The 21,245-nt window shown below is 44.5% G+C and carries 17 protein-coding genes and 1 rRNA gene; 11 read left to right on the top strand and 7 right to left on the bottom strand.

Translation table 11 applies throughout. The features are described 5' to 3' along the window. Positions 1-16: 16 nt before the first annotated feature. From rrf to Q369_RS29990, 4 genes are all read left to right on the top strand, one after another. A 5S ribosomal RNA gene (gene rrf / locus Q369_RS0120950) occupies positions 17-128 on the top strand. 226 nt (positions 129-354) lie between these two features. After that, positions 355-636 carry an ISAon1 family transposase N-terminal region protein gene (locus Q369_RS29995; RefSeq protein WP_445438679.1) on the top strand — a complete coding sequence of 94 codons (282 nt, stop codon included), beginning with the start codon at positions 355-357 and terminating at the stop codon, positions 634-636. A 43-nt stretch (positions 637-679) separates the two neighbouring features. Next, positions 680-1,342, top strand: a complete 663-nt coding sequence (locus Q369_RS27950) for an ISAon1 family transposase (protein WP_445438678.1) — start codon at positions 680-682, stop codon at positions 1,340-1,342. Continuing rightward, positions 1,252-1,629: a transposase gene (locus Q369_RS29990; protein ID WP_445438677.1), complete on the top strand. Its 378-nt coding sequence runs from the start codon at positions 1,252-1,254 to the stop codon at positions 1,627-1,629. Before Q369_RS27950 ends, Q369_RS29990 begins: the two co-directional genes overlap by 91 nt. A 1,541-nt stretch (positions 1,630-3,170) precedes the next feature. Here Q369_RS29990 and dxs read toward each other — a convergent pair. The 4 genes from dxs to mutL all read right to left on the bottom strand — a co-directional run bounded on the left by dxs (position 3,171) and on the right by mutL (position 8,852). Next, on the bottom strand, positions 3,171-5,120 hold the full coding sequence (gene dxs / locus Q369_RS0120930; protein ID WP_031529712.1) for a 1-deoxy-D-xylulose-5-phosphate synthase: 1,950 nt from the start codon (positions 5,118-5,120) through the stop codon (positions 3,171-3,173). Positions 5,121-5,204: 84 nt separating this feature from the next. After that, positions 5,205-6,119, bottom strand: coding sequence for a rhomboid family intramembrane serine protease (locus Q369_RS0120925; protein ID WP_031529711.1), 915 nt, complete (start codon positions 6,117-6,119; stop codon positions 5,205-5,207). Positions 6,120-6,121: 2 nt separating this feature from the next. Then, positions 6,122-6,907, bottom strand: a complete 786-nt coding sequence (locus Q369_RS0120920; protein ID WP_031529710.1) for a rhomboid family intramembrane serine protease — start codon at positions 6,905-6,907, stop codon at positions 6,122-6,124. Positions 6,908-6,962: 55 nt separating this feature from the next. Further along, positions 6,963-8,852: a DNA mismatch repair endonuclease MutL gene (gene mutL, locus Q369_RS0120915; RefSeq protein ID WP_031529709.1), complete on the bottom strand. Its 1,890-nt coding sequence runs from the start codon at positions 8,850-8,852 to the stop codon at positions 6,963-6,965. A 243-nt stretch (positions 8,853-9,095) separates the two neighbouring features. Here mutL and Q369_RS29305 point away from each other — a divergent pair, with 243 nt between their 5' ends. Continuing rightward, positions 9,096-9,260 (top strand): hypothetical protein, encoded by a 165-nt coding sequence (locus Q369_RS29305; RefSeq protein ID WP_169739274.1) that lies wholly within the window; start codon positions 9,096-9,098, stop codon positions 9,258-9,260. A gap of 85 nt (positions 9,261-9,345) precedes the next feature. Here the strand turns inward: Q369_RS29305 and nagB are convergent, their stop codons facing one another. Continuing rightward, entirely contained in the window at positions 9,346-11,286 is a 1,941-nt protein-coding gene (gene nagB / locus Q369_RS0120905) for a glucosamine-6-phosphate deaminase (protein WP_031529708.1), read from the bottom strand. Between the two features lie 333 nt (positions 11,287-11,619). Between nagB and glyA the strand changes: the two genes are divergently transcribed. The 5 genes from glyA (at position 11,620) to serS (ending at position 17,255) form a co-directional block, all read left to right on the top strand. Beyond that, positions 11,620-12,924: a serine hydroxymethyltransferase gene (gene glyA, locus Q369_RS0120900; protein ID WP_031529707.1), complete on the top strand. Its 1,305-nt coding sequence runs from the start codon at positions 11,620-11,622 to the stop codon at positions 12,922-12,924. A gap of 219 nt (positions 12,925-13,143) precedes the next feature. After that, a complete protein-coding gene (locus tag Q369_RS0120895; RefSeq protein ID WP_031529706.1) occupies positions 13,144-13,845 on the top strand; it encodes a tetratricopeptide repeat protein in 702 nt (233 codons plus the stop codon). Between the two features lie 97 nt (positions 13,846-13,942). Beyond that, positions 13,943-14,449, top strand: a complete 507-nt coding sequence (ribH, locus tag Q369_RS0120890) for a 6,7-dimethyl-8-ribityllumazine synthase (RefSeq protein ID WP_031529705.1) — start codon at positions 13,943-13,945, stop codon at positions 14,447-14,449. Between the two features lie 94 nt (positions 14,450-14,543). Further along, positions 14,544-15,902, top strand: coding sequence for an aspartate kinase (locus Q369_RS0120885; protein WP_031529704.1), 1,359 nt, complete (start codon positions 14,544-14,546; stop codon positions 15,900-15,902). Between the two features lie 60 nt (positions 15,903-15,962). After that, positions 15,963-17,255 carry a serine--tRNA ligase gene (gene serS, locus Q369_RS0120880; protein ID WP_031529703.1) on the top strand — a complete coding sequence of 431 codons (1,293 nt, stop codon included), beginning with the start codon at positions 15,963-15,965 and terminating at the stop codon, positions 17,253-17,255. 52 nt (positions 17,256-17,307) lie between these two features. Here the strand turns inward: serS and Q369_RS0120875 are convergent, their stop codons facing one another. Together Q369_RS0120875 and Q369_RS0120870 are read right to left on the bottom strand one after the other, a co-directional pair. Next, on the bottom strand, positions 17,308-18,579 hold the full coding sequence (locus tag Q369_RS0120875; RefSeq protein ID WP_031529702.1) for a hypothetical protein: 1,272 nt from the start codon (positions 18,577-18,579) through the stop codon (positions 17,308-17,310). Continuing rightward, entirely contained in the window at positions 18,576-19,847 is a 1,272-nt protein-coding gene (locus tag Q369_RS0120870) for a hypothetical protein (protein ID WP_031529701.1), read from the bottom strand. The genes Q369_RS0120875 and Q369_RS0120870 overlap by 4 nt, the downstream gene beginning before the upstream one ends. A 182-nt stretch (positions 19,848-20,029) precedes the next feature. Between Q369_RS0120870 and Q369_RS0120865 the strand changes: the two genes are divergently transcribed. Beyond that, positions 20,030-21,169 carry an acyl-CoA dehydrogenase gene (locus Q369_RS0120865; RefSeq protein WP_031529700.1) on the top strand — a complete coding sequence of 380 codons (1,140 nt, stop codon included), beginning with the start codon at positions 20,030-20,032 and terminating at the stop codon, positions 21,167-21,169. Positions 21,170-21,245 lie beyond the last annotated feature (76 nt).

Below are 21,245 nucleotides of genomic sequence, written 5' to 3'. Positions count from 1 at the left end.
GACCAACGAAGACCTTGTTGGTGACTATTGGCCTGGTGTTCACCTCTTCCCATCCCGAACAGAGAAGTTAAGCCCAGAACCGCCGATGATACTTGGATCAAACCTGGTAAAGTAGGTAGTCGCCACAATACCATTACTAAAAAAGCCTTGCAGAAATGTAAGGCTTTTTTTATGTCTAAGACCTTCGTGTTTGCCTCTTCCCAGATCAGTCCGAAAAGTTGGGGGGTGATTAAAAAAGTAGTTTTTTTGCAATGAATCAATATTGAATGCATTGCAAGAGTCTTACCAAGCCCTAGTCCGTTTCCTATTGCCCGAGGGCATCCTTGATTATTTTGAGCTTTCCAAAATCATTGAATCTATCCCTGGCCTGCACATTTACCTGGAAGAAAGAATTTTCCTCCTTCCGAATACCAAGATCAAAAATTAGACTCCAAAGGCTTTCTTCCGGAGATATATATTCAGGATTTTCCCATTCGCAATCAGAATGTTACGCTCTGCATCAAGCGTCGGCGCTGGGAAGTCAGAGAGACCGGCGAGATTATCAGCAGGGATTGGAATGTTGTGCAACAGGGGACTCGGATGACCAAAGAGTTCGCTGATTTTTTAAAACCGGGCCGCCGGGCGGACTTGTATTGATAATAATCCAGTCAGCTGCTCTCAATTAGGAAAATACTTTCATTTGGACGGTAAGCAACTACAAGAGCAGTATAAAAATCATATCAGTGATTACAATGACTGGGACCAGCGTGAGCATGCGGCAGAATGGCTTGTGTATCCTGAAAATGTCGGCCCATATTTAAGCATCGATGAGACCTCACTTTCCAATGGTGAACTTTATACGATTGTAACTAATAGGGCTGCAAAAGGCAGGAAAGGTTCTTTGCTGGCAATGGTGAAGGGTACGCAAGCAGCATCAGTAATTGAGATTTTGCGAAAAATACCCAAACGTACTCGCAGTAAAGTGCGCGAAGTGACCTTGGACATGGCCGCCAACATGGGAATGATAGTAAGTCGATGTTTCCCGAAAGCATCAAAGGTTATTGACCGTTTTCATGTGCAGAAATTGGCTTATGATGCCGTTCAGGAAGTTAGGATCAAATACAGATGGGAAGCATTAGATCAGGAAAATCAAGCTATTGAAGCTGCAAAGCAAGCTAATTTGCCTTATCAACCTGAAACTCTTGCTAACGGTGATACACTCAAACAGCTCCTGGTTAGGAGCAGGTATTTGTTATTCAAACACTATGATAAGTGCCGCAATGGAATTGGACTGCTTCACAGGTCCAGCGTTCAAAACTGCTCTTTGAGCGCTATCCGCTCATTACTCAAGCCTACCTATTAGCAACAGGATTAGGAACGATCTTTCGCACTGGCAAAACCAAAGAACAAGCCTTCAAAAAGTTGGCATTATGGTACAATGCAGTGGAAGATTGCGGCCTGGATTCCTTCAAAACCGTCGCCAGGTCTATTCAGATGCATTACCTGGATATTTTAAACTTCTTCAACAACAGAAGCACGAATGCTTCGGCGGAGTCCTTCAATGCCAAGATCAAGGCATTTCGCTCCTCATCCAGAGGTGTTCGGGATATCCCATTCTTCCTATTCAGGCTTACCAAACTGTATGCTTAACTTCCCCCCAGATTTTCAGCTTGATCCCTCTTCCCAGACTGCGCGCCCCGGACAGAGAAGTTAAGCCGGGGGGCTAGCCCAGAACCGCCGATGATACCTGGCCTGCGCGGCGCGGATCAAACCTGGTAAAGTAGGTCGGGCCGCGCAGGTAGTCGCTACAATACCATTAATACTTAACCGCCTTGCAGAAAGGTAAGGCGTTTTTTGTGCCTAAGGCCTTGAGTTCGCGTGGATGGATCCTAAATTTTGTATCAAGCAGAATTCTTGGGGGAAATTCAAAAAGTTAGTCATTTTGTAATGAATTAACATTGAGTCCACTGCAAGAGTCCTATTGAGCGTTAGTCCAGTTACTTTTGCCTGGGAATTATTAGTACTTCACGATTAATTCTCTGTCTTTTCCAATCCCATAACTTGTATATCTCATGTGGGGGACTTGGAAGCCAAAGTCGCACTATTTCGTTTACGCCTAACTGTTGTTACCCAGCATCCCAACAACGAGCTTCAAACGAATCATTGTCGATAAGTTCGGCGGTGAGTCGGGCCCACTTCCTGCTATTCACCTGCCCGGCTCAGGAAAACGGAAAGTTTTTTCTTGAACAAAAGAAACATTGCTCAAAGGACTGTTCGCCATCTGACAGATACTTTTCCATTTGTATGAACAGAATTGAACTATGTCTTGCTGATCGCATGGCTACTCTCGTGCCATTTAGTTAAAAACAATGTGCCCCAAATATTGATTAAAAGCTCCCGGCGGAAGATTCATATAAACATTAGATAGTTAGCCGAATTACTTTCAAGAAAGGTCAGCGATCACTCTGCACTTTTAGGTACCCATTGAAGGAGTCTGGAAACCTGGGAGCGATGAAAGATACTGATGGAAGATAGAGTTCTTGGATTAGATTTCGTGCGGGCAGTAGCTATCCTGCTCGTTATTATTCATCATGGATTTGAAATCTGGCTACATCAGTTTCTCGCACTCTCGATCAGGTAGATATCTTTTTTGTATCGGGCGGATTTCTGATAGGCTGGATTTTGGCGGCCTACTTTGCTGTCATACTGGCTAGCTCATGGAGAAATTGGCAACATTCACGTTTTTGTACCTTGCAGCGAGTGCCGTCATCTACTTGCTGATCTGGCTTGTGGCTTGCAAAAGAACAATTCGTCGGCTCGGCTACTCTGGCTGACGTAAGCTTTTCCTATTAACCAGTATTTGCGTGGTGTTCATAATGCCGCGTTCGACGACATTACGAAAAGAGAGGCTCAATAAACAAAGGTGTGACCTACCTAAGCAAGATATCTCACTCAATGTATCTGGTCAATTACTCTGTCGTTTCCAGATCATCAATATAGCAGCGGCGAGCCATATCGATGCGCATGCTCCAATCTTGTATATAGTTTACTGGATTAGCACAGTCGGACTCGAAGTGCTACTGTACCATTATGTTGAGAAGCCTTGTCTGGCGTTCCGGGGAACTATTTTCACGATAGGCCAATTAAAACACTGCGGCGACACAATTCTGTCGAGATCGTAATGGGGTGAATTAGTAAAGTGCAGCTTTGGACGATTGGCTGCGACTTGTGCTGGCGAGTTCAAAAACAGCTTTAACAATCCCTTTAACATCCATTCCGCATTCCTCATATAATTCCTGCGGCTCGCCGTGCTCTACGATCGCGTCAGGAATGCCTAGACGTCTTACCTGGCTGCTATATCCATTATCGATCATAAACTCAACTACTGCACTCCCAAATCCTCCCTGTAAGCAACCATCCTCGATTGTGATTACCTTGTCATAAGAAGCAAAGATCTCGTGCAGCAACGCCTCGTCCAGAGGCTTCGCGAAGCGCATATCAAAGAGCGCTGTATTGATGCCTTGCATTTCGAGCTCTTCACAAGCTTTCAGCGCAAAATTGCCGAGCGGTCCAAATGAAAGAATAGCGAGATCCCTACCACCGCGGACTTTCCGGCCTTTACCAATTTGTATTTCTTCAAACGGCGTCTTCCAATCCGGCATCACGCCGTTGCCTCTTGGATAGCGAATCGTAAATGCATTTTTGCCAGACTGAAATGATTCCAGTTGCGCGGTGTACATCATATTACGAAGTTCCTGCTCATTCATCGGGGAGGCCACGACCATATTTGGGATACAACGCATAAAAGCAACGTCATAAACTCCATGATGCGTTGGACCATCAGCACCTACCAGGCCTGCCCTATCCAGACAGAAAATCACAGGTAATTCCTGAATGCAGACGTCATGAACAACCTGATCGTAAGCGCGCTGCATAAAGGTTGAGTAGATATTACAGTATACTATATCACCCCGGGTAGCCATTCCGGCAGAAAACGTAACAGCGTGTTGCTCCGCGATACCAACGTCAAATGCCCTTTCAGGAATAGCCTCCATCATCAGATTAAGCGAAGAACCGGAAGGCATAGCAGGAGTAATGCCAACTATTTTCGGATTTTTCCTGGCCAGCTCTACAATAGTATGACCAAAAACATCCTGGTATTTAGGTGCTTGTGGTGTATCGTAGGTTTTCTTCTTTATTTCACCAGTGATTTTATCGAAAATCCCCGGCGCGTGCCACTTAGTCTGATCTTTTTCAGCAGGTCCGTATCCTTTGCCTTTTACAGTTAAACAATGTAGAAGCTTAGGTCCTGGAATGCTTTTCAAATCGTGCAGCACCTCTGTCAAATGACTTATATCATTTCCGTCGATCGGCCCGAAATATCTTAAACCCAATGACTCGAACAGGTTGCTTTGACGCAAAATGGCCGTCTTCATAACCGTCTCCACTTTTGACACAATCTCCTGAGCACTTTTCCCAAAGTGACTCATTTTACCCAGCAGGTTCCAAACCTCGTCCCTGAATTTGTTATAGGTTTGAGATGTAGTAATATCGGTAAGATACTCTTTCAAGGCGCCGACATTGGGATCAATCGCCATGCAATTATCATTCAGGATAATCAGCAAGTTAGAATCGGTTGCGCCTGCATGGTTCATTCCTTCAAATGCCAAGCCGGCGGTCATCGCGCCATCTCCGATTACTGCGATATGTTGTCTTTCGAAATTTTTCTCCAAAGCAGAAGCTACAGCCATTCCTAATGCAGACGAGATTGATGTAGAAGAATGCCCTACACCGAAGGCGTCATATACACTCTCCTTGCGTTTTGGAAAGCCTGACAAGCCGCCGTAAGTCCTATTGGAATGAAACGTATCTCTCCTTCCTGTCAGGATCTTGTGCCCATAAGCCTGGTGGCCTACATCCCATACAATCTGATCGTCAGGCGTGTTGAAAACATAATGTAAGGCAACACTTAGCTCAACAACCCCTAAACTAGCTCCAAAATGTCCGCCGTAAACAGACACATTATCGATTATAAACTGCCTTAGTTCACTACAGACTTTGGGAAGTTCTGATATATCCAGTTTTCGTAGATCTTCCGGACTATCAATTTTAGCTAACAATTTGCCAGGGGTTATAAGCATAGGGTGGGGAATTGATATCAGATTTTAGGCACTTAAATGTCTGTTAACCTGATGCGAAATTAAGCAAATAGCTGCTAAGTCGGATTATTTTTGCTGACTAGCCTTAAACAACTTCTGTTTCTCCTCCTTTGTCAGGCTTTCATAGCCAGACTTAGAGATTTTATCAAGGATATTATCGATCTCCATTTGATCAGGCATTTCGATTGTTCCTGATGACGTGGATGAATAAACACTGGTGCTGCGATATACCTGGCGTTCTCTATACGTTACCTGCATTGCCGGGCGCTTTCTGAACATTCTTGACCAGACAGACATAATTGCATAGATAGGTTTCCCCAGGTCTGTGCCGCTTTGAAGTAATTTGATAAATACGTAGCCAACAAAAGCACCTCCCAAGTGCGCCAGATTTCCACCAGCATTGGGGCCTACCGTTTGCGCCAGTGATAATATGATGTAAAACAAAGCGATGAATTTGATCCGTATAGGACCCAGGAATATCAAATTGAAAGTGTAGTTCGGTAATAAAGTTGATGCTCCGACAGCTACCGAAAATGCGGCAGCAGACGCACCGAGCATTCTTGAACCCTCTATTTGCGCTTGAAAATATGGCAGTACATTGTAGAGCACAATGTAAATCAGGCCACCGGCTATTCCGCCCAGCATATAAAGTGCGATCACTCTTTTTGCGCCTAAATATTCATCAACCAGCTTGCCGAACCAGTACAGGAACAGCATGTTGAACAGAATATGAAATATGTCGTCATGCGTAAAAAAGTAGGTAATTAGCGTCCAGGGTTTGTAGATTAACTCGTTAGTAGCTGCGGGCAGCTGCAAGGAGTTAATAATTAACAGGTATATACCGGAAGCCTGAGAAAGGGTCAGAATGATCTTAGATAGCAGTAAAACTAGAAATACCGCCGTGTTTATCAATATAATCTTTACAAGTGCATTCTCGGATTTGGCGAATTCACGTTTTACGTCATCAACAATATTGCTCATCTTCAATAGAAATTTGATTTTTGCGTGCCCCAGTAACGCAATAAAATATATGCAAATAGCATTCCTCCGATATGGGCGAAATGCGCTACGTTGTCTGACTGAGCATTTTGAATACCTGAATATAATTCATACAATCCGTAGAAGGTAACGAAATATTTAGCCTTAATCGGAAACGGTACAAAGAGCAGAAAAAGCTCAGTATTTGGAAACAACAAACCAAACGCCATCAAGATACCAAAAATTGCTCCTGAGGCGCCCACCATCGGCGTATTTATCAAACGCTGATAATAGCCATTAACAAAATTGATACTATCCTGAATATAACTGGTATTCGTTGGATTTTCTTCAAATTTATTTAAAAAATTAAGGTTCGCTTCGTAAATCCCTTTCGCGTATTTACTCATAAAATCCGCTAGTCCGTCAGGTGTAGGATTCTGAGTAAATATCTCAACAGCTTGACGTACTTGTGTGTTCTCGAAATAATCAATTCCTGAGAAAAGTAATCCTGCTCCTATACCCGTAAAAAAGTAGAAAAACAGAAATCGCTTCGGCCCCCACATTCTCTCCAGAAGCGGTCCGAACATGAATAAACCAAACATGTTCCCGAACAAGTGCCCGATGCTGCCATGCAAAAACATGTAAGTCACAAATTGAAAAGGCATGAAGTCAGGTGAAAGTACTGATCTGAGAGAGAAGATGTTACTTAAACTTAGGAAAGTAGTATCAACCAGATAAAAGAGAATATTCAGAATCAGTAAATTTCTTACAGTAGGGGTTATGGCTAACATGTCAATCTAAATTCAGCGTTTATTTTTTGAACGGGGCGCACTTGCTTTTTGGTTCCTAGCTTTTAAATATGCTCGTCAGCTTATCCATGGTCAGCAATACGATAATGGCTTCTCCACCAGGTGTTCTGTTTGGATCGGTAGATGCAAACAGCTGATCAATCAGCGTATGAATTTCTACAAACGAAAGCTTAACTGCGTATCTGACGGAAAAGCGCCGCGCCAGTGATCTTGACAGACTTTCGGGCTTGTTTAATTTGAGATCCGAATAGCTCTGTTTCAACTGCTCGATCAGCTCTTCAAAAAGGTCCTGCTCGCTCTCCTCCGGGAGATCGGCGGGAATTCCGCGAATAATCAGTTCATTGGCACCAAATTCATCGAACTCAAACCCAAGACTGTGAATCTCCTTTTTGGTTTCTTTAACAAGCTGCATATCCGAATGCGTCAGCCTGATCCGCTTCGGGAAAAGCAGTTGCTGACATGCGCCACTTCTGTTGATCAGCATCTTACGATACCGCTCGTATAAAATCCTTTCGTAAGCGGCTTTCTGGTCGATCAGCATAATTCCGTCCTTCACCTGGGACAGGATGTACCTGTTATGCAGCTGAAAAAGCACAGCGTCGCTCTCAGGCGCAGAGATTACCTCAGACGCCATCCTGTTGATCTTGCTGGCTACTGTTTTTGATTCTTCATGGTAAGCCGGGCGTGAAACGGTAACCGGACTTACTTCAAATGCTGCCAGCTCGCGGCCACGATCCTCTGTATTTTGAAGTCCCTCAAAAAGCTTACTCCAGTTGGTTAGGTTCGACTTTGTTGGCCCGTTATCTCCTTTTTTAGATTGAGCAGCCCAGTCGGGCATTACGGTGCGGGGAACAAAATTAAGTCCAGGATCTGAACCTAAGCCCTGATTGAAGAAATTTACATTGTCATCAAAATCAATGGATTGTGAGAAATTGTAAACACCAACTGCTTTTTTGACTGCGGCCATCACAATGGCGTAGACCGACTTCTCGTCATCAAATTTGATCTCCGTTTTTGTCGGATGAATATTGATATCAATGTGCGAAGGATCGATTTCCAGGAAAAGTACATAAAACGGGTGGCTTCCGTCCGGAATTGTACCGTCGAATGCGCTGATCACAGCATGATGCAGGTAGCTGTGCTTGATATATCTGTTATTTACAAAGAAAAACTGCTCGCCACGCGTTTTGCGGGCAAACTCCGGCTTTCCAATGTAGCCTCTGACACTTACGTAAGAAGTATCTTCCTGACAGAAAGCCAACTGTTCCCTGTAACTTTTTCCGTATATATCTACAATGCGGCGAACAAGCTTCGCAGGCTGCAGATTGAAGACTTCGGTATCGTTATGATGTAATGTAAAACTTACCTCCGGGTGCGACAACGCAACGCGCTGAAACTCGTCCAGAACGTGCCGCATTTCGACAGAGTTGGATTTAAGAAAATTCCGTCGCGCCGGAACATTGAAGAAAAGATTCTTGACCGCCAGGTTAGTTCCTGCTACCGTCGCAATGCTTTCCTGGGCTTTGATCTCAGAGCCGTCAATGCGGATCAGTGTACCCAGTTCATCGCCTTCCTGGCGCGTGCGCAGCTCTACTTGGGCAACTGCCGCAATGGAGGCAAGTGCCTCGCCCCTGAATCCCATTGTCCGGATACTAAACAGATCTTCCGATTTCCTGATTTTTGAAGTAGCGTGCCTTTCAAAAGACATTCTGGCATCAGTTTCCGACATACCGGAACCGTTGTCGATGATCTGAATTAAAGTACGGCCAGCTTCTCGTAGAACAACCTGGATTTGAGTAGCGTGCGCATCAATCGCGTTCTCAAGAAGCTCCTTCACAACCGAAGCTGGACGCTGCACAACCTCCCCTGCTGCAATTTGATTTGCAATAGAATCAGGCAGTAGTTGTATAATGTCAGGAGACGGCATGGTGAATGGGGGTGACTAATTTTACTATAACAAATAAACAAAATTTTTCGCAACCGGTTCTTCCAACGTCCCGAGCAGTCATTTTGAACGAAAAGGTGGCAGAGGTTTGTTAATGGAGAATAATCATATTATTTATTGAAAAGATTAAGAAAAGTTGCCGATTTTGCTTCTTATTCTTTGCATCCTAGAATTAATTTGTATAACTTGGGAAACTAAACTCGTAAGTATTAACCTTATCCAACTATGAAAACGCCCATCTTCAAGAGATTTAATTTCACTATGGCTTTGCAATGGCTGATCTTTCTACCGGTCATTTTGCCGCTGTGCATCATATTTGGCGCGTTTCAAGGAATCATGAACATGGTTGAAAAGATGGCGCAAAGAATGTGGATGGACATGGAGTTGTAGAATAACTTAGCAGAAAATCATTTTACACTTGCTATAAAACGAAACAAGCCCGGAACATCCGGGCTTGTTTCGTTTCTCACCTATTCTAAAATTTCCACCTCACAAAGGCTTCCATTGCTTCGTATTCTGCAAGGCCTAGCGAGTCATACAAATGAGCTGTTCCGCGGTTTCGTTCTTCGGCTCTCTGCCAGAATTCGCGGGAATCTTCTCCCTGGAATACGACTCCGTCTTTCTGCGACTGGTGTTTGAAGATACCCTGGCGTTTCTTCAAGACCTGGTCAGGGCTCATCGGTACTGCCATTTCGATCTCGTAAATATCCCATTCTGCCCAGGCGCCGCGATATAGCCAGACCCAGCAATCTTTCATGAAGTTCTTGTGCTTCGAGCGCTGCAATGCAGCTTCGATCGCGTCCCAGCAAACCTTATGAGTTCCGTGCGGATCGGCAAAGTCACCAGCTGCATAGATTTGATGAGGCTTGATTTCTTCGATCAGATTTTCAATGATCTTGATATCTTCTTCACCAATTGGCTTTTTCTGAACTGTGCCGGTTTCATAAAAAGGCATATCCAGGAAGTGGGCCTGACTTGTTGGAATTCCGACAAACCGGCAGGTTGCTTTCGCTTCCCCTCTTCTTAATAATCCCTTTACCTTGCGGATCTCCGGTGTATCGATCTCGCTGTCTTTCGTATGTTTCAAAAACTCTTTGGCGTCGAGGAAAAGCTTGTTTGCATCGGGACTGTCAATTCCAAAACCTTTATTGAAATCCACCACGAAATCAATAAAGCGAAGTGCCTCGTCGTCTGCAACTGCAATGTTACCCGAAGTCTGGTAAGCAACGTGTACTTCGTGTCCTTGATCAACAAGCCGCTGGAAGGTACCTCCCATTGAAATAATGTCATCGTCCGGATGCGGGCTGAAAATCAATACACGTTTCTTAGTTGGCTGCGCTCTTTCAGGACGATAGGTATCGTCTGAATTGGGCTTACCTCCCGGCCAACCGGTAATGGTATGCTGTAATTGATTAAATACATTGATATTGATCTCATAAGCTGCACCGTATTGTGCGAGCAAATCGCTCATACCATTGTCATTGTAATCTTTATCGGTGAGTTTCAAAATCGGCTTGCAAAGTATCTTGGATAAATGCGTTACAGCCTTTTTGATCATTTTATTATCCCAGATCACAGAATCGACCGCCCAAGGTGTTTTGATCCTGGTCAGCTCGGAAGCGGCACTTTCATCCAGTACAAAAGAAACATCAGGGTGCGCCTGCAAGTAGGATGCCGGGTTCAATTCGGTAACAGGACCTTCAACAGCTCCGCGGATTACCGATGCTTTTCTTTCACCCCAGGCAAGCAGCACAATTCTTCTTGCATTCAAAATCGGAGCAACACCGAGAGTGATTGCTTTCCGGGGAACATTATGGAGCCCACCGAATTCCATCCCAGCAGCTACCCGCGTAGAATGATCGAGTGTAATCAATCTCGTACGTGAGTTGATGAGAGATCCTGGTTCGTTAAAACCAATGTGTCCGTTTCCACCTATACCCAGGAGCTGGAAGTCAAGCCCGCCTACTGCATTGATCTTGTTTTCATAAGAAGTACAGTAATCACGCAGCAAAGCAGCGGGCACTGTTCCGTCTGGCAGGAAGTAATTTTCTTTTGCAATATCAACGTGATCAAACAATTGTTCTTTCATGAACCGGTGATAGCTATAAATAGAGTCGGGCTCCATTTGATAGTACTCGTCGAGGTTGAAGGAAATCACGTTTTTAAAGCTCAAACCTTCTTCCTTATGCATCTTTACAAGAAGTGCATAAACTGTTTTGGGAGAAGATCCGGTGGCAAGTCCCAGCACGCAAGGCTTACCTTCTTTTTGCTTCTGGCGAATCAAATCAGCAATTTCCTTGGCAACGGCGTAGGAAGCTTCCTTTGAATCTGCAAATATCTGGGTTGGGATTTTTTCGTAGGTAATTGGCTGCCCGATGGTGCCGTTTGTACCTTTTCCGTTGTTTGAAGCTTGCATCAGTATTGTCTGCGGACTTACCGTTTGTTGGCTCATACTTACCTGGATTTATTATTAAGAGTTTTGAATAGACTGAGAGAGAAACATTCTGCAATATAGTGCGGGTGTTCGATCACACTGCAACATTTGCGGCAAAAATACTACACAAAGTTGATATTCTTAAAATAATTTAAAAACAACTTCCATTCTCAAAAATACGCCTTTAAATTAAAAAGTGACTAGTGTGTTTGCCGCTTAAATCACCGGAAACATAAAGTAACAGGTAATATTTTATTACAAAAGAATTGCTCGTATTTTTGCGGCATCTTCAGTCCATATCATAAAAATACATTCATGTCTACCATCACCAGCGTTGAACGTGACACTACCATTTTCGATCTGATCAATAAGGAAAAGCATCGTCAGGAATCGGGGATCGAGCTTATTGCTTCTGAAAACTTCACTTCCCGTCAGGTTATGGAAGCTTCTGGAAGTGTATTGACTAACAAATATGCAGAAGGATTGCCGGGCAAACGCTATTACGGCGGCTGCGAGGTAGTTGATGAAATCGAGCAAATTGCAATTGATAGATTAAAGGAGCTGTTCGGTGCTACCTGGGCTAACGTACAGCCGCATTCAGGTGCACAGGCAAATACTGCGGTGTTCCTGGCATGCCTGAATCCGGGAGATAAAATCATGGGTTTCAACCTGGCGCACGGCGGTCACCTGACTCACGGTTCTCCTGTTAATATCTCAGGTAAGTATTTCCAGCCTGTATTCTACGGGGTTGAGGCTGAAACCGGACTGATCGACTGGGATAAGGTAGAGGAAACCGCATTGAAAGAGCGCCCGAAGCTGTTGATCTGCGGAGCTTCTGCATACAGCCGGGATTGGGACTACGAACGTCTGAGAGCAATCGCAGATCAGGTAGGCGCAATTCTGATGGCAGACATTTCTCACCCTGCTGGTCTTATCGCAAAAGGACTTTTGAAGGATCCGTTTGATCATTGTCATATTGTGACCACTACTACGCACAAAACTTTGCGTGGCCCGAGAGGTGGAGTTATTATGATGCGGAATGATTTCGAAAATCCGTTTGGAATTAAAACTCAGAAAGGACAATTAAGAACAATGTCGTCGCTGCTGGATTCAGGAGTATTTCCTGGTACACAGGGCGGTCCATTGGAACATATCATTGCTGCTAAGGCAATTGCGTTCGGAGAAGCGCTGAGTGAAGGTTACTACAATTATGCGACGCAGGTTGCGCGTAATGCACAGGCAATGGCGAAAGCGTTTGTCGATAAAGGATACCGCATTATTTCAGGCGGAACAGATAACCACCTGATGCTGATCGATCTTCGTACAAAGAATGGAATTGAGTCAGGATTAACAGGCAAGCTGGCAGAAAATACGCTGATAAAGGCGGATATAACCATCAATAAAAACATGGTTCCTTTCGACGATAAATCTCCGATGGTAACCTCAGGGATCCGGGTGGGAACAGCTGCAATGACAACGCGCGGTTTGGTTGAAGGAGATATGGAACGTATTGTTGATTTGGTTGATACAGTGCTCATTAACCACGATAATGATACCAAAATCGCTGGGATTAAAGACGAGGTGAACAACTGGATGAAACAATTTCCATTGTACGTGTAACACTTTCTGAACACTTATATAAGGAAAAGCGTGGAGGCAGATGGTCTTCACGCTTTTCTCTTTTTGGGACAGCAGCAGAATTTAACAAATAGCTAGCTTTATAACAGCTCTAAATATTATTGAAGAACCACGTCGAGGCAATACAAAGAATTGTGCTACAACTTGTTTTGACTTAATAAAGTTTTCATAACTTTGCACTCCAAAATTGAATTAATTGATATGAGCAAGAAAAACGCGGGTGAACCGGGGATTGAAATCATTGAAACTCCGGAAGCATTAGCTGGCCAGATTAATAAGGCAGAAGCTTTTTTCATCAAGAACCGCAAAGTTGTTTTAGGAATTGGAGGAGCAATACTGGTAGCAATTGTTGCATTCGTTGGATACCGCTTTTATATTGAAAGCCAGGAGGGAACAGCTCAAAATGCCTTAGCAAGTGTTGTTTACGATTTCGAAGCAGATTCTTTGCAGAAAGCATTGAATGGAAGCGGAGGAAACGAAGGTTTGCTTTCGATTGCTGATAGCTACAAAGGCACCGACGCTAGTAATCTTGCTAATTTCTATGCAGGTGTCGCATTGCTCAAACAAGGCAAATATGATGAAGCAATCGAACATCTGAAATCTTTCAGCTCTTCTGATCTGCTCATTCACGCGCGTGCCCAGTCTTTGATTGGAGACGCATACATGGAAAAAAATCAGGCTGCTGAGGCGATCTCTTATTATCAAAAAGCCGCTGATTACGAGAAAAACGAATATTTTACGCCGGTTTACCTGATGAAGCTTGCTTTGGCTCAGGAAAAAGCTGGTAAGGCCGCTGATGCAGTTGCTTCCTATAAACGTGTAGTGGAGGAGTTCCCGCTTTCGACGGAAGTGGTAAATGCCAAGAAATACATGGGGCTATTAGAAGGACAGGTCGGCAAATAATGGTTAACCATTCTGTTCTGAAAGAGGATAAAGCCGACGTGGTTTTATCCTTTTTTTATTCATTTCATCGAACAATCCACGAATAGATTATACAGCAATGTCAAGCGCAGATAAGAATTTAAGTGTGTTCAATACCGACGGTCTTCCCGATATCAGTTCAAAGCGGTTCGCCGTAGTAGTGGCAGAGTGGAATTCCGAAGTCACCGAAAAACTTTTTGAAGGAGCATACCGCACATTAATCCAGTATGGTGCCGCTCCTGAAAATATCGAGCGGGGTAATGTACCCGGGAGCTTCGAACTTACCCTGGCTTCACAATGGTTTGCCCAACGCCCGAATATAGATGCCGTGATCGCATTAGGTGTTGTGATTCAAGGTGAAACGAAACACAACGATTATATCAATCACGCGGTAGCGCAGGGGATTACCAATGTGAGTCTTAAAACAGATAAACCGGTCATTTTCGGTGTGCTTACGCCAAATACAATGGAGCAGGCACTCGACCGCGCGGGTGGCGTTCATGGAAATAAGGGAGATGAAGCTGCAATGACCGCCATCAAAATGCTGGGACTTTACGCCCAAGTTGCACAGGGCTACACCTCATAGCTATTTGTAATTTGGTCATGAATTAGCTTTCAGTGAGCACTTAGCTGACACACATATTCAGTCATTCAAAATTCAATCATTCAATCATTACATTATGCAAGTCTGGAAATTTGGCGGTACGTCGGTAGGTAAGCCTGAGCGTATGCATTCCATCCGCGAACTTCTCAAAAGTGATCCCAATCGGAAAATCGTCGTTCTGTCTGCATTGTCAGGCTCGACTAATGCATTGATCGCGATCGGAGAGGCTGTAAAGTCATTTGATGATGCCAAAGCAGCTGTGTTGATCGACGATCTTAAGACGCATTATGCACTTTTTGTAAAAGAGCTTTATTCTACACCTGAGTCGCTGCAAAAGGGACAGGAGATTGTGGATACGGAGTTTGGCTACATTAAATCGCTTGTGGGAATAAAGCCATTCACGGTCAAACAGGATAAAGAACTGGTTGCGGAAGGAGAGATACTAAGTACCAAAATGTTCCAGGCGTACCTTGAAGAGAAGGGAGATAACTCAATACTGCTTTCGGCGCTGGATTTTATGCGCATTGATGCGGATGGAGAACCTGAACTTTCTGTGATTGAAGATACGCTGGTAACAATCCTGAACCAGTATCCTGATAAAGATACCATTATCACACAAGGATTTATCTGCAGAAACCCGAGGGAAGAAGTTGATAACCTGAAACGGGGAGGCTCGGATTATACCGCCTCACTAATCGGTGGTGCCATTCGCGCTGATGAAATCCAGATCTGGACTGACATTGACGGAATGCATAACAATGATCCAAGAATAGTAAAACGGACGTTCCCGATCCGCGAGCTTACGTTTGAAGAAGCCGCTGAACTGGCGTACTTCGGAGCAAAAATCTTACACCCAAGTACGATCACACCAGCTAAACTGAGAGGAGTTCCCGTTCGTCTGAAAAATACAATGCAGCCGGAAGCGCCAGGGACATTGATTGCAAATCAGACCTCCGACAGAGAGATAAAAGCAATTGCCGCAAAGGATAATATCACGGCAATTTACATCCACTCAACACGTATGCTGAATGCATACGGATTTCTTCGCAGGGTGTTTGAAGTATTTGAAAAATACAAAACGCCAGTGGATATGATCACTACCTCGGAAGTGTCAGTTTCTGTAACGATCGACAACTCAGAGAATCTGGACAAAATTACTGCTGAACTGCGCGAGTTTGCCGATCTGGAAGAACACGACGTTGATCAGAATATCATCTGCATCGTAGGAAATTTCAGCGCAGATAAAGAAGGTATTGCATTGAAAGTACTTGATGCTCTGAAACATATACCTATACGAATGATTTCGTACGGAGCTTCTGAACACAATCTTTCTTTATTAATCCATTCAAAATACAAAGCCGAAGCGCTGAATGTGCTTAATGAAAGATTGTTCTATTACGAAGACGCAATGAAGGATATCTTCACGGCACCTTAATAAAGATATTTTAAAACAAAACGGCGGCTGCCTGGTAAAAGGAAACGCTGATAACTTGAAATGTTACAAACAAACTTCATTCGCGAAAACAGGGAACTTACTATTGCCGGACTTACAAAAAAGCATTTCAAAGATGCGGAACAAGCAGTGGAAAGAATACTTGATCTTGATAAAAAACGGCGGGAAATCCAGCAGGAGCTGGATGAAACCTTAGCCGCGTCCAACAACCAGGCCCGCGAAATCGGCGCTTTGATGAAGGCAGGAAAGTCGGCCGAAGCGGAAGAAGCAAAGGCAGTTACTGCGACTTTGAAAGAAAAATCCAGAGCACTGGACGAGGAGCATAAGCTGGTCGAAAAGTCTCTGCTGGAAGAGCTGGTAAAGCTCCCTAACCTGCCGCACGAAAGTGTGCCGGAAGGGAGAAGCGCTGAGGATAATGTCACGGTTTTAGAAGAAGGTACCAAACCTGCGCTGCCCCAGGGTGCATTGCCGCATTGGGAACTGATCAAGAAATTAGGCAAGAACCAGGCTCCGATTATTGACTTTGAACTCGGTAACAAAATTACCGGTGCTGGTTTCCCGGTTTACAAAGGAAAAGCGGCGCGTTTACAACGGGCTATGATTGCTTTTTTCCTTGACGAAGCTGGAAAAGCAGGTTACACGGAAGTGCAGCCTCCGATCGTGGTGAATGCAGACTCCGGTTTTGCAACAGGTCAGCTGCCGGATAAAGAAGGTCAAATGTACCACGATGCTGCGGACGATCTGTACCTGATCCCAACTGCTGAGGTGCCTGTCACCAACCTGTACCGGGACGTAATCGTTGCTGAAAGTGAATTGCCAGTCAAAAATGTAGCATACACGCCCTGTTTCCGTCGTGAAGCAGGAAGCTGGGGAGCTCACGTACGGGGGTTAAACCGCTTGCACCAATTTGATAAGGTCGAAATCGTTCAGATCAACAAACCGGAGGAATCATACAAAGCACTGGACGAAATGGTTGCTCATGTGAAAAGCCTGCTTGGTAAACTTGGACTACCATACCGCATTCTGCGACTTTGCGGCGGCGATATGGGCTTTACGTCGGCACTTACTTACGACTTCGAAGTATGGTCAGCCGGGCAGGAAAGATGGCTCGAATGCAGCTCTGTGTCCAACTTTGAGACTTACCAGGCAAACAGGCTTAAACTGCGTTACAAAGGCGCTGACAAGAAGACGCAGCTGCTTCATACATTGAATGGATCTGCGCTTGCATTACCCCGGATTTTGGCTGCATTGTTGGAAAACAACCAGCAGGCAGATGGGACTGTTAGAATACCCGAGGTACTTGTGCCTTATTGCGGTTTTGACACGATCGAATAGATTTACTAAGCTTGAAACAGAAAGGCTCTCAATTCACGGGAGCCTTTCTGTTTTATATACCGCCAAGAACTGCCGGTTTGACCTGAACTTCGCTGTGCTTGGGAAATGCGAGCCAAATAAAGTAGCCTGTCATAACGACAATGCAAACTTGCATGGAGTAGTCGATCAGCAATTGTGAAGAAGCGAATGTATCTCCCGGCGTCATATAGCAGGGCATTCCAAGCCGCCACCAGAATGAAGGATGTACGACGCACAAGATGTTGTAAATAAAGAAAATCGCAAGCTGCGTTTTGTTCTTCCAGTTAATGGTAACAAAAACAAGCGGTAAGAGGAAGAGGAAAATATAGTTGCTGTATGCACTCTGCTGTATGATCATCATGGTCGCATACAATACGATCCACACTCTTGATAGCATTATCCGAAAGTCGAAATTGCGCATTCGCCAGGCTGAAAGGGTAGCCAGCCCAACCGACAGAGCAAGTCCGATCCAGTTCCAGAATTTTTCCCCAACACCTATTCCATTGTTGAACCACGGGTTGATAATGGCAGGTATATTTGGGGCACGGAGTGTTTTGGCTTCATCGAGTGGCTGCATGAACTCCCAGCCAACCAGCGGATACAATATCCCTAAAGAAATTATTCCGACAATCAGCATTGGAATCAACATCCGCATCTTTTCTTTTTCCAAAAGAAAGAGCGGCACTAATATCAAAACGAAAATCGCCTTGGTGGTTAGAAGTCCGATAGCCAGGACAACCGCATACCACTCAACGCGCAACGTGCGCTCACGTATAAGGTAGGCAAGTATTACAAACAGCCACATCCAGACATCTTCCTGCGCGCCAATTACGCAAAGTACAAGTGAGCCTGGGAGCAGGAGGTAGATAATGGCGAGAAAAAGGAATTTTCCCTTTGTGAAAAAAGGCCGGAAAAAGTGGTAGCTGGCCAATAGCGCAATTCCATCCATGACCGCCATTGTGAGTACGATCATTTTGGCATTGAACCAGATCTTTAACCAAATACCTAGAAAATAAGCATACAATGGTGAGTACGGCGACCAGAAATCACGATATACAACCTGCCCTAATGAAGCTTTGCTTGCTTCGTCCCAAAATCCGTTTACATCGGATGTCGGCTCCATTCCTGCTGCAATGTAGATGACAATGAAAGGAATGAGTCGCAGTAAAAGCCAGCTGATCAGGAGTGTAGCTCTTGCAGATTTCGCTTCAAGCCAATGCTGTGTCCTGTTTCTGAAAAGCAGCAGTACAACAACAAACAGGATGCAGAGCAGGCTAATGCCTATTTTGGCGAATACTATGCTCATGCGAGTACCGTGTTTTTGGACGGGACAATCTTGCGATAAGTCTCCCGCAAAATCCAGAGGAAACAGAGCACATTCAGAATCTCAAGAATGTATTCAAACAGATATGATAAATCGCTGAACATACCTAAAGAAGTGTACGCAGGTTGTTTGATATAAACCCAAACGAATGGCTGCACCACTGTAAGCCAGTTCAGCAAAAGCAGAACCGCCACGTGAAAAGTTTTGCGGATATCTATGATTTCGAATAAAACGGCCATTAAATAAGCAATCAGATAAGCGCCCATTGCGCTGGCCTGGAATATCATCATACAAACAAAACAGGCGATGAAAATACCCGGAAGTACCTCATTAATGTGCCGGTGCCGCGATTGAAATGCCATATAAACCGGAACAAACACAGTAAAAAGTAAGCCAAACCAGTTGATCATTCCCGAGTTTTTCTCATCAATCGGTACGATTAACTCGATAAATGGGCGGCCAATGGAGAAGAGGTTGGGCGTCATTAACTGTTCTGTATGTCGGATCGGCATCAGGAACAAGTCGCCAATCTGCCAGTAAAGAAAGCCCACAGCCGGCAAGCCAATAGCCGCCATCACCAGCAGCATTTTTACAGGCTTTTTAACCAAAACCAAAACGGCCGGCAGCAGGAAAATGAATGTAACTTTGATTGTCAACAGGAAAATGGCGTAGAGAATACCTAATCCAACTTCATAATTTTCAGGACGTTTGAGTGTATAGCGCCACATCAGCAGCGCGGCGCCCCAAAACCATACTTCCTCCTGCCCGTCTACCAGAATGTACATGAAACCCGCCGGGAGCAGATAGTAAATAATAGCGAGCTGCAATGCTTTGGAAGAACGTTCCTTGTAGGTTTTATAAGTAAGCCAAAGAATTCCGGACTCCATTAAAACCATAAATAGCACGATCGCACGCGCATTGTGCCAGATCCAAACCGGCAAGCTGATGATGTAAGCATAGAGCGGCGCATGATAAGACCAGAAATCACGATAGACAAAACCGCCCGCTTTGGCTGCTTCTGCTTTGTAAAAGAAAAAAGGAATATCTCCCCGGGGATCTTCGTTGACTATCAGGAATATCCCGATGTAAGGAATGAGGCGGAAAAGTAAAAATCCAAGTCCGAAAACTAATTTATCGTTCCCGGACTGCCAGCGCGAAAAAAGATCGGACCTGGTAATCGCCCAAATTATTCCGAGGGTTAACCCAAGATTAATGAGGAGTTTAATGTAAAAAATGGTAAGAATCGGCATCTGCAATCTGGCATAATCAAGCCGCAAACTTAAAACAAGTTTACTGATAATGAGTAGCTAATATTAAAGATTTAATCCAATGGAACGGTATGCTTGCCAGCTGTTTTCCAAAAAATTATTTTTGATAATAACCATTTTTTCAATCAGCGTTCAATAAATCGACAACCACATTATTAAACGGAATGGATTTTAATCTGAGCGAAGAGCATGAATCGGTGCGCGAGGCTGCACGGGATTTTGCCAACAATGAGTTGCTGCCCGGCGTTATCGAGCGCGATATTCATGAAAAATTTGATCCGGTTCTGCTCCAAAAAATGGGTCAGCTTGGGTTTCTTGGAATGATGGTAGCACCGGAATACGGCGGCAGCGGAATGGATACCCTTTCGTACGTGCTGGCCATGGAGGAAATTTCCAGGATTGATGCATCTGCAGGTGTTATCATGTCTGTCAATAATTCGTTGGTCTGCTGGGGACTTGAAAAATATGGAAGTGAGGAGTTGAAACAGAAATACCTGACGCGGCTTGCTACGGGAGAAATAATTGGTGCCTTCTGTTTATCGGAGCCGGAAGCAGGTTCCGATGCAACTTCCCAGCACACAACAGCTATCGATCAGGGAACACATTACCTGCTGAATGGTACCAAAAACTGGATCACGAGCGGAAATACCTCTGATGTTTGCATTGTTATCGCTCAAACAGACGCAGAAAAGAGACACCGCGGGATCAATGCATTCTTGGTCGAGAAAGACTGGAATGGATTTGCAGTTGGTAAAAAAGAGGATAAAATGGGGATTAGAGCCTCTGACACACATACTTTGATGTTTTCTGATGTAATTGTACCTAAGGAAAACCGGATTGGTGAAGACGGACTTGGGTTCAAGTTTGCGATGAACGTTCTGAATGGCGGCAGAATAGGTATCGCTGCCCAGGCGCTGGGAATAGCGGCAGGTGCATTGGAACTCTCCTTAAAATATTCCAAAGAGCGCAAAACTTTTGGGAAGCCGATCAGCGATCACCAGGCAATTCAGTTTAAACTGTCGGAAATGGCCACCAAAGTGGAGGCTGCGCGGTTATTGGTGTATAAGGCAGCGCGGCTGAAAGATGAGGGTAAGGATTACGTGCAGGCGGCGGCGATGGCAAAATTGTATGCATCGGACGTTGCCATGTGGGTTACCACGGAAGCTGTCCAGGTACACGGAGGCTATGGATATGTCCGGGAATATCACGTAGAGCGGCTGATGCGGGATGCCAAAATCACGCAGATTTATGAGGGTACCTCTGAAATACAAAAACTGGTGATAGCCAGGGAGCTGCTGAAATAGTCTGATTTAGAATATCGAATTCATTTTATTCTAAATGTTGGATTTAAATGATATCAAAATATCATTTTTTTTCAGT

The organism is Dyadobacter crusticola DSM 16708 (assembly GCF_000701505.1).
Lineage (GTDB): Bacteria > Bacteroidota > Bacteroidia > Cytophagales > Spirosomataceae > Dyadobacter > Dyadobacter crusticola.
The sequence above is the reverse complement of the archived record's forward strand: the minus strand, read 5'-3'. Positions and strand labels throughout refer to the sequence as shown.

What these genes read in the sequence shown, in the direction of transcription:
- mutL (WP_031529709.1), bottom strand. Translation starts at nt 8,852, where the DNA reads ATGCCGTCTCCTGACATTATACAACTACTGCCTGATTCTATTGCAAAT.
- dxs (WP_031529712.1), bottom strand. Translation starts at nt 5,120, where the DNA reads ATGCTTATAACCCCTGGCAAATTGTTAGCTAAAATTGATAGTCCGGAA.
- Q369_RS0120895 (WP_031529706.1), top strand. Translation starts at nt 13,144, where the DNA reads ATGAGCAAGAAAAACGCGGGTGAACCGGGGATTGAAATCATTGAAACT.
- Q369_RS0120865 (WP_031529700.1), top strand. Translation starts at nt 20,030, where the DNA reads ATGGATTTTAATCTGAGCGAAGAGCATGAATCGGTGCGCGAGGCTGCA.
- Q369_RS0120870 (WP_031529701.1), bottom strand. Translation starts at nt 19,847, where the DNA reads ATGCCGATTCTTACCATTTTTTACATTAAACTCCTCATTAATCTTGGG.
- Q369_RS0120920 (WP_031529710.1), bottom strand. Translation starts at nt 6,907, where the DNA reads ATGTTAGCCATAACCCCTACTGTAAGAAATTTACTGATTCTGAATATT.
- Q369_RS0120875 (WP_031529702.1), bottom strand. Translation starts at nt 18,579, where the DNA reads ATGAGCATAGTATTCGCCAAAATAGGCATTAGCCTGCTCTGCATCCTG.
- glyA (WP_031529707.1), top strand. Translation starts at nt 11,620, where the DNA reads ATGTCTACCATCACCAGCGTTGAACGTGACACTACCATTTTCGATCTG.
- Q369_RS0120885 (WP_031529704.1), top strand. Translation starts at nt 14,544, where the DNA reads ATGCAAGTCTGGAAATTTGGCGGTACGTCGGTAGGTAAGCCTGAGCGT.
- ribH (WP_031529705.1), top strand. Translation starts at nt 13,943, where the DNA reads ATGTCAAGCGCAGATAAGAATTTAAGTGTGTTCAATACCGACGGTCTT.
- Q369_RS29305 (WP_169739274.1), top strand. Translation starts at nt 9,096, where the DNA reads ATGAAAACGCCCATCTTCAAGAGATTTAATTTCACTATGGCTTTGCAA.
- Q369_RS0120925 (WP_031529711.1), bottom strand. Translation starts at nt 6,119, where the DNA reads ATGAGCAATATTGTTGATGACGTAAAACGTGAATTCGCCAAATCCGAG.
- serS (WP_031529703.1), top strand. Translation starts at nt 15,963, where the DNA reads ATGTTACAAACAAACTTCATTCGCGAAAACAGGGAACTTACTATTGCC.
- nagB (WP_031529708.1), bottom strand. Translation starts at nt 11,286, where the DNA reads ATGCAAGCTTCAAACAACGGAAAAGGTACAAACGGCACCATCGGGCAG.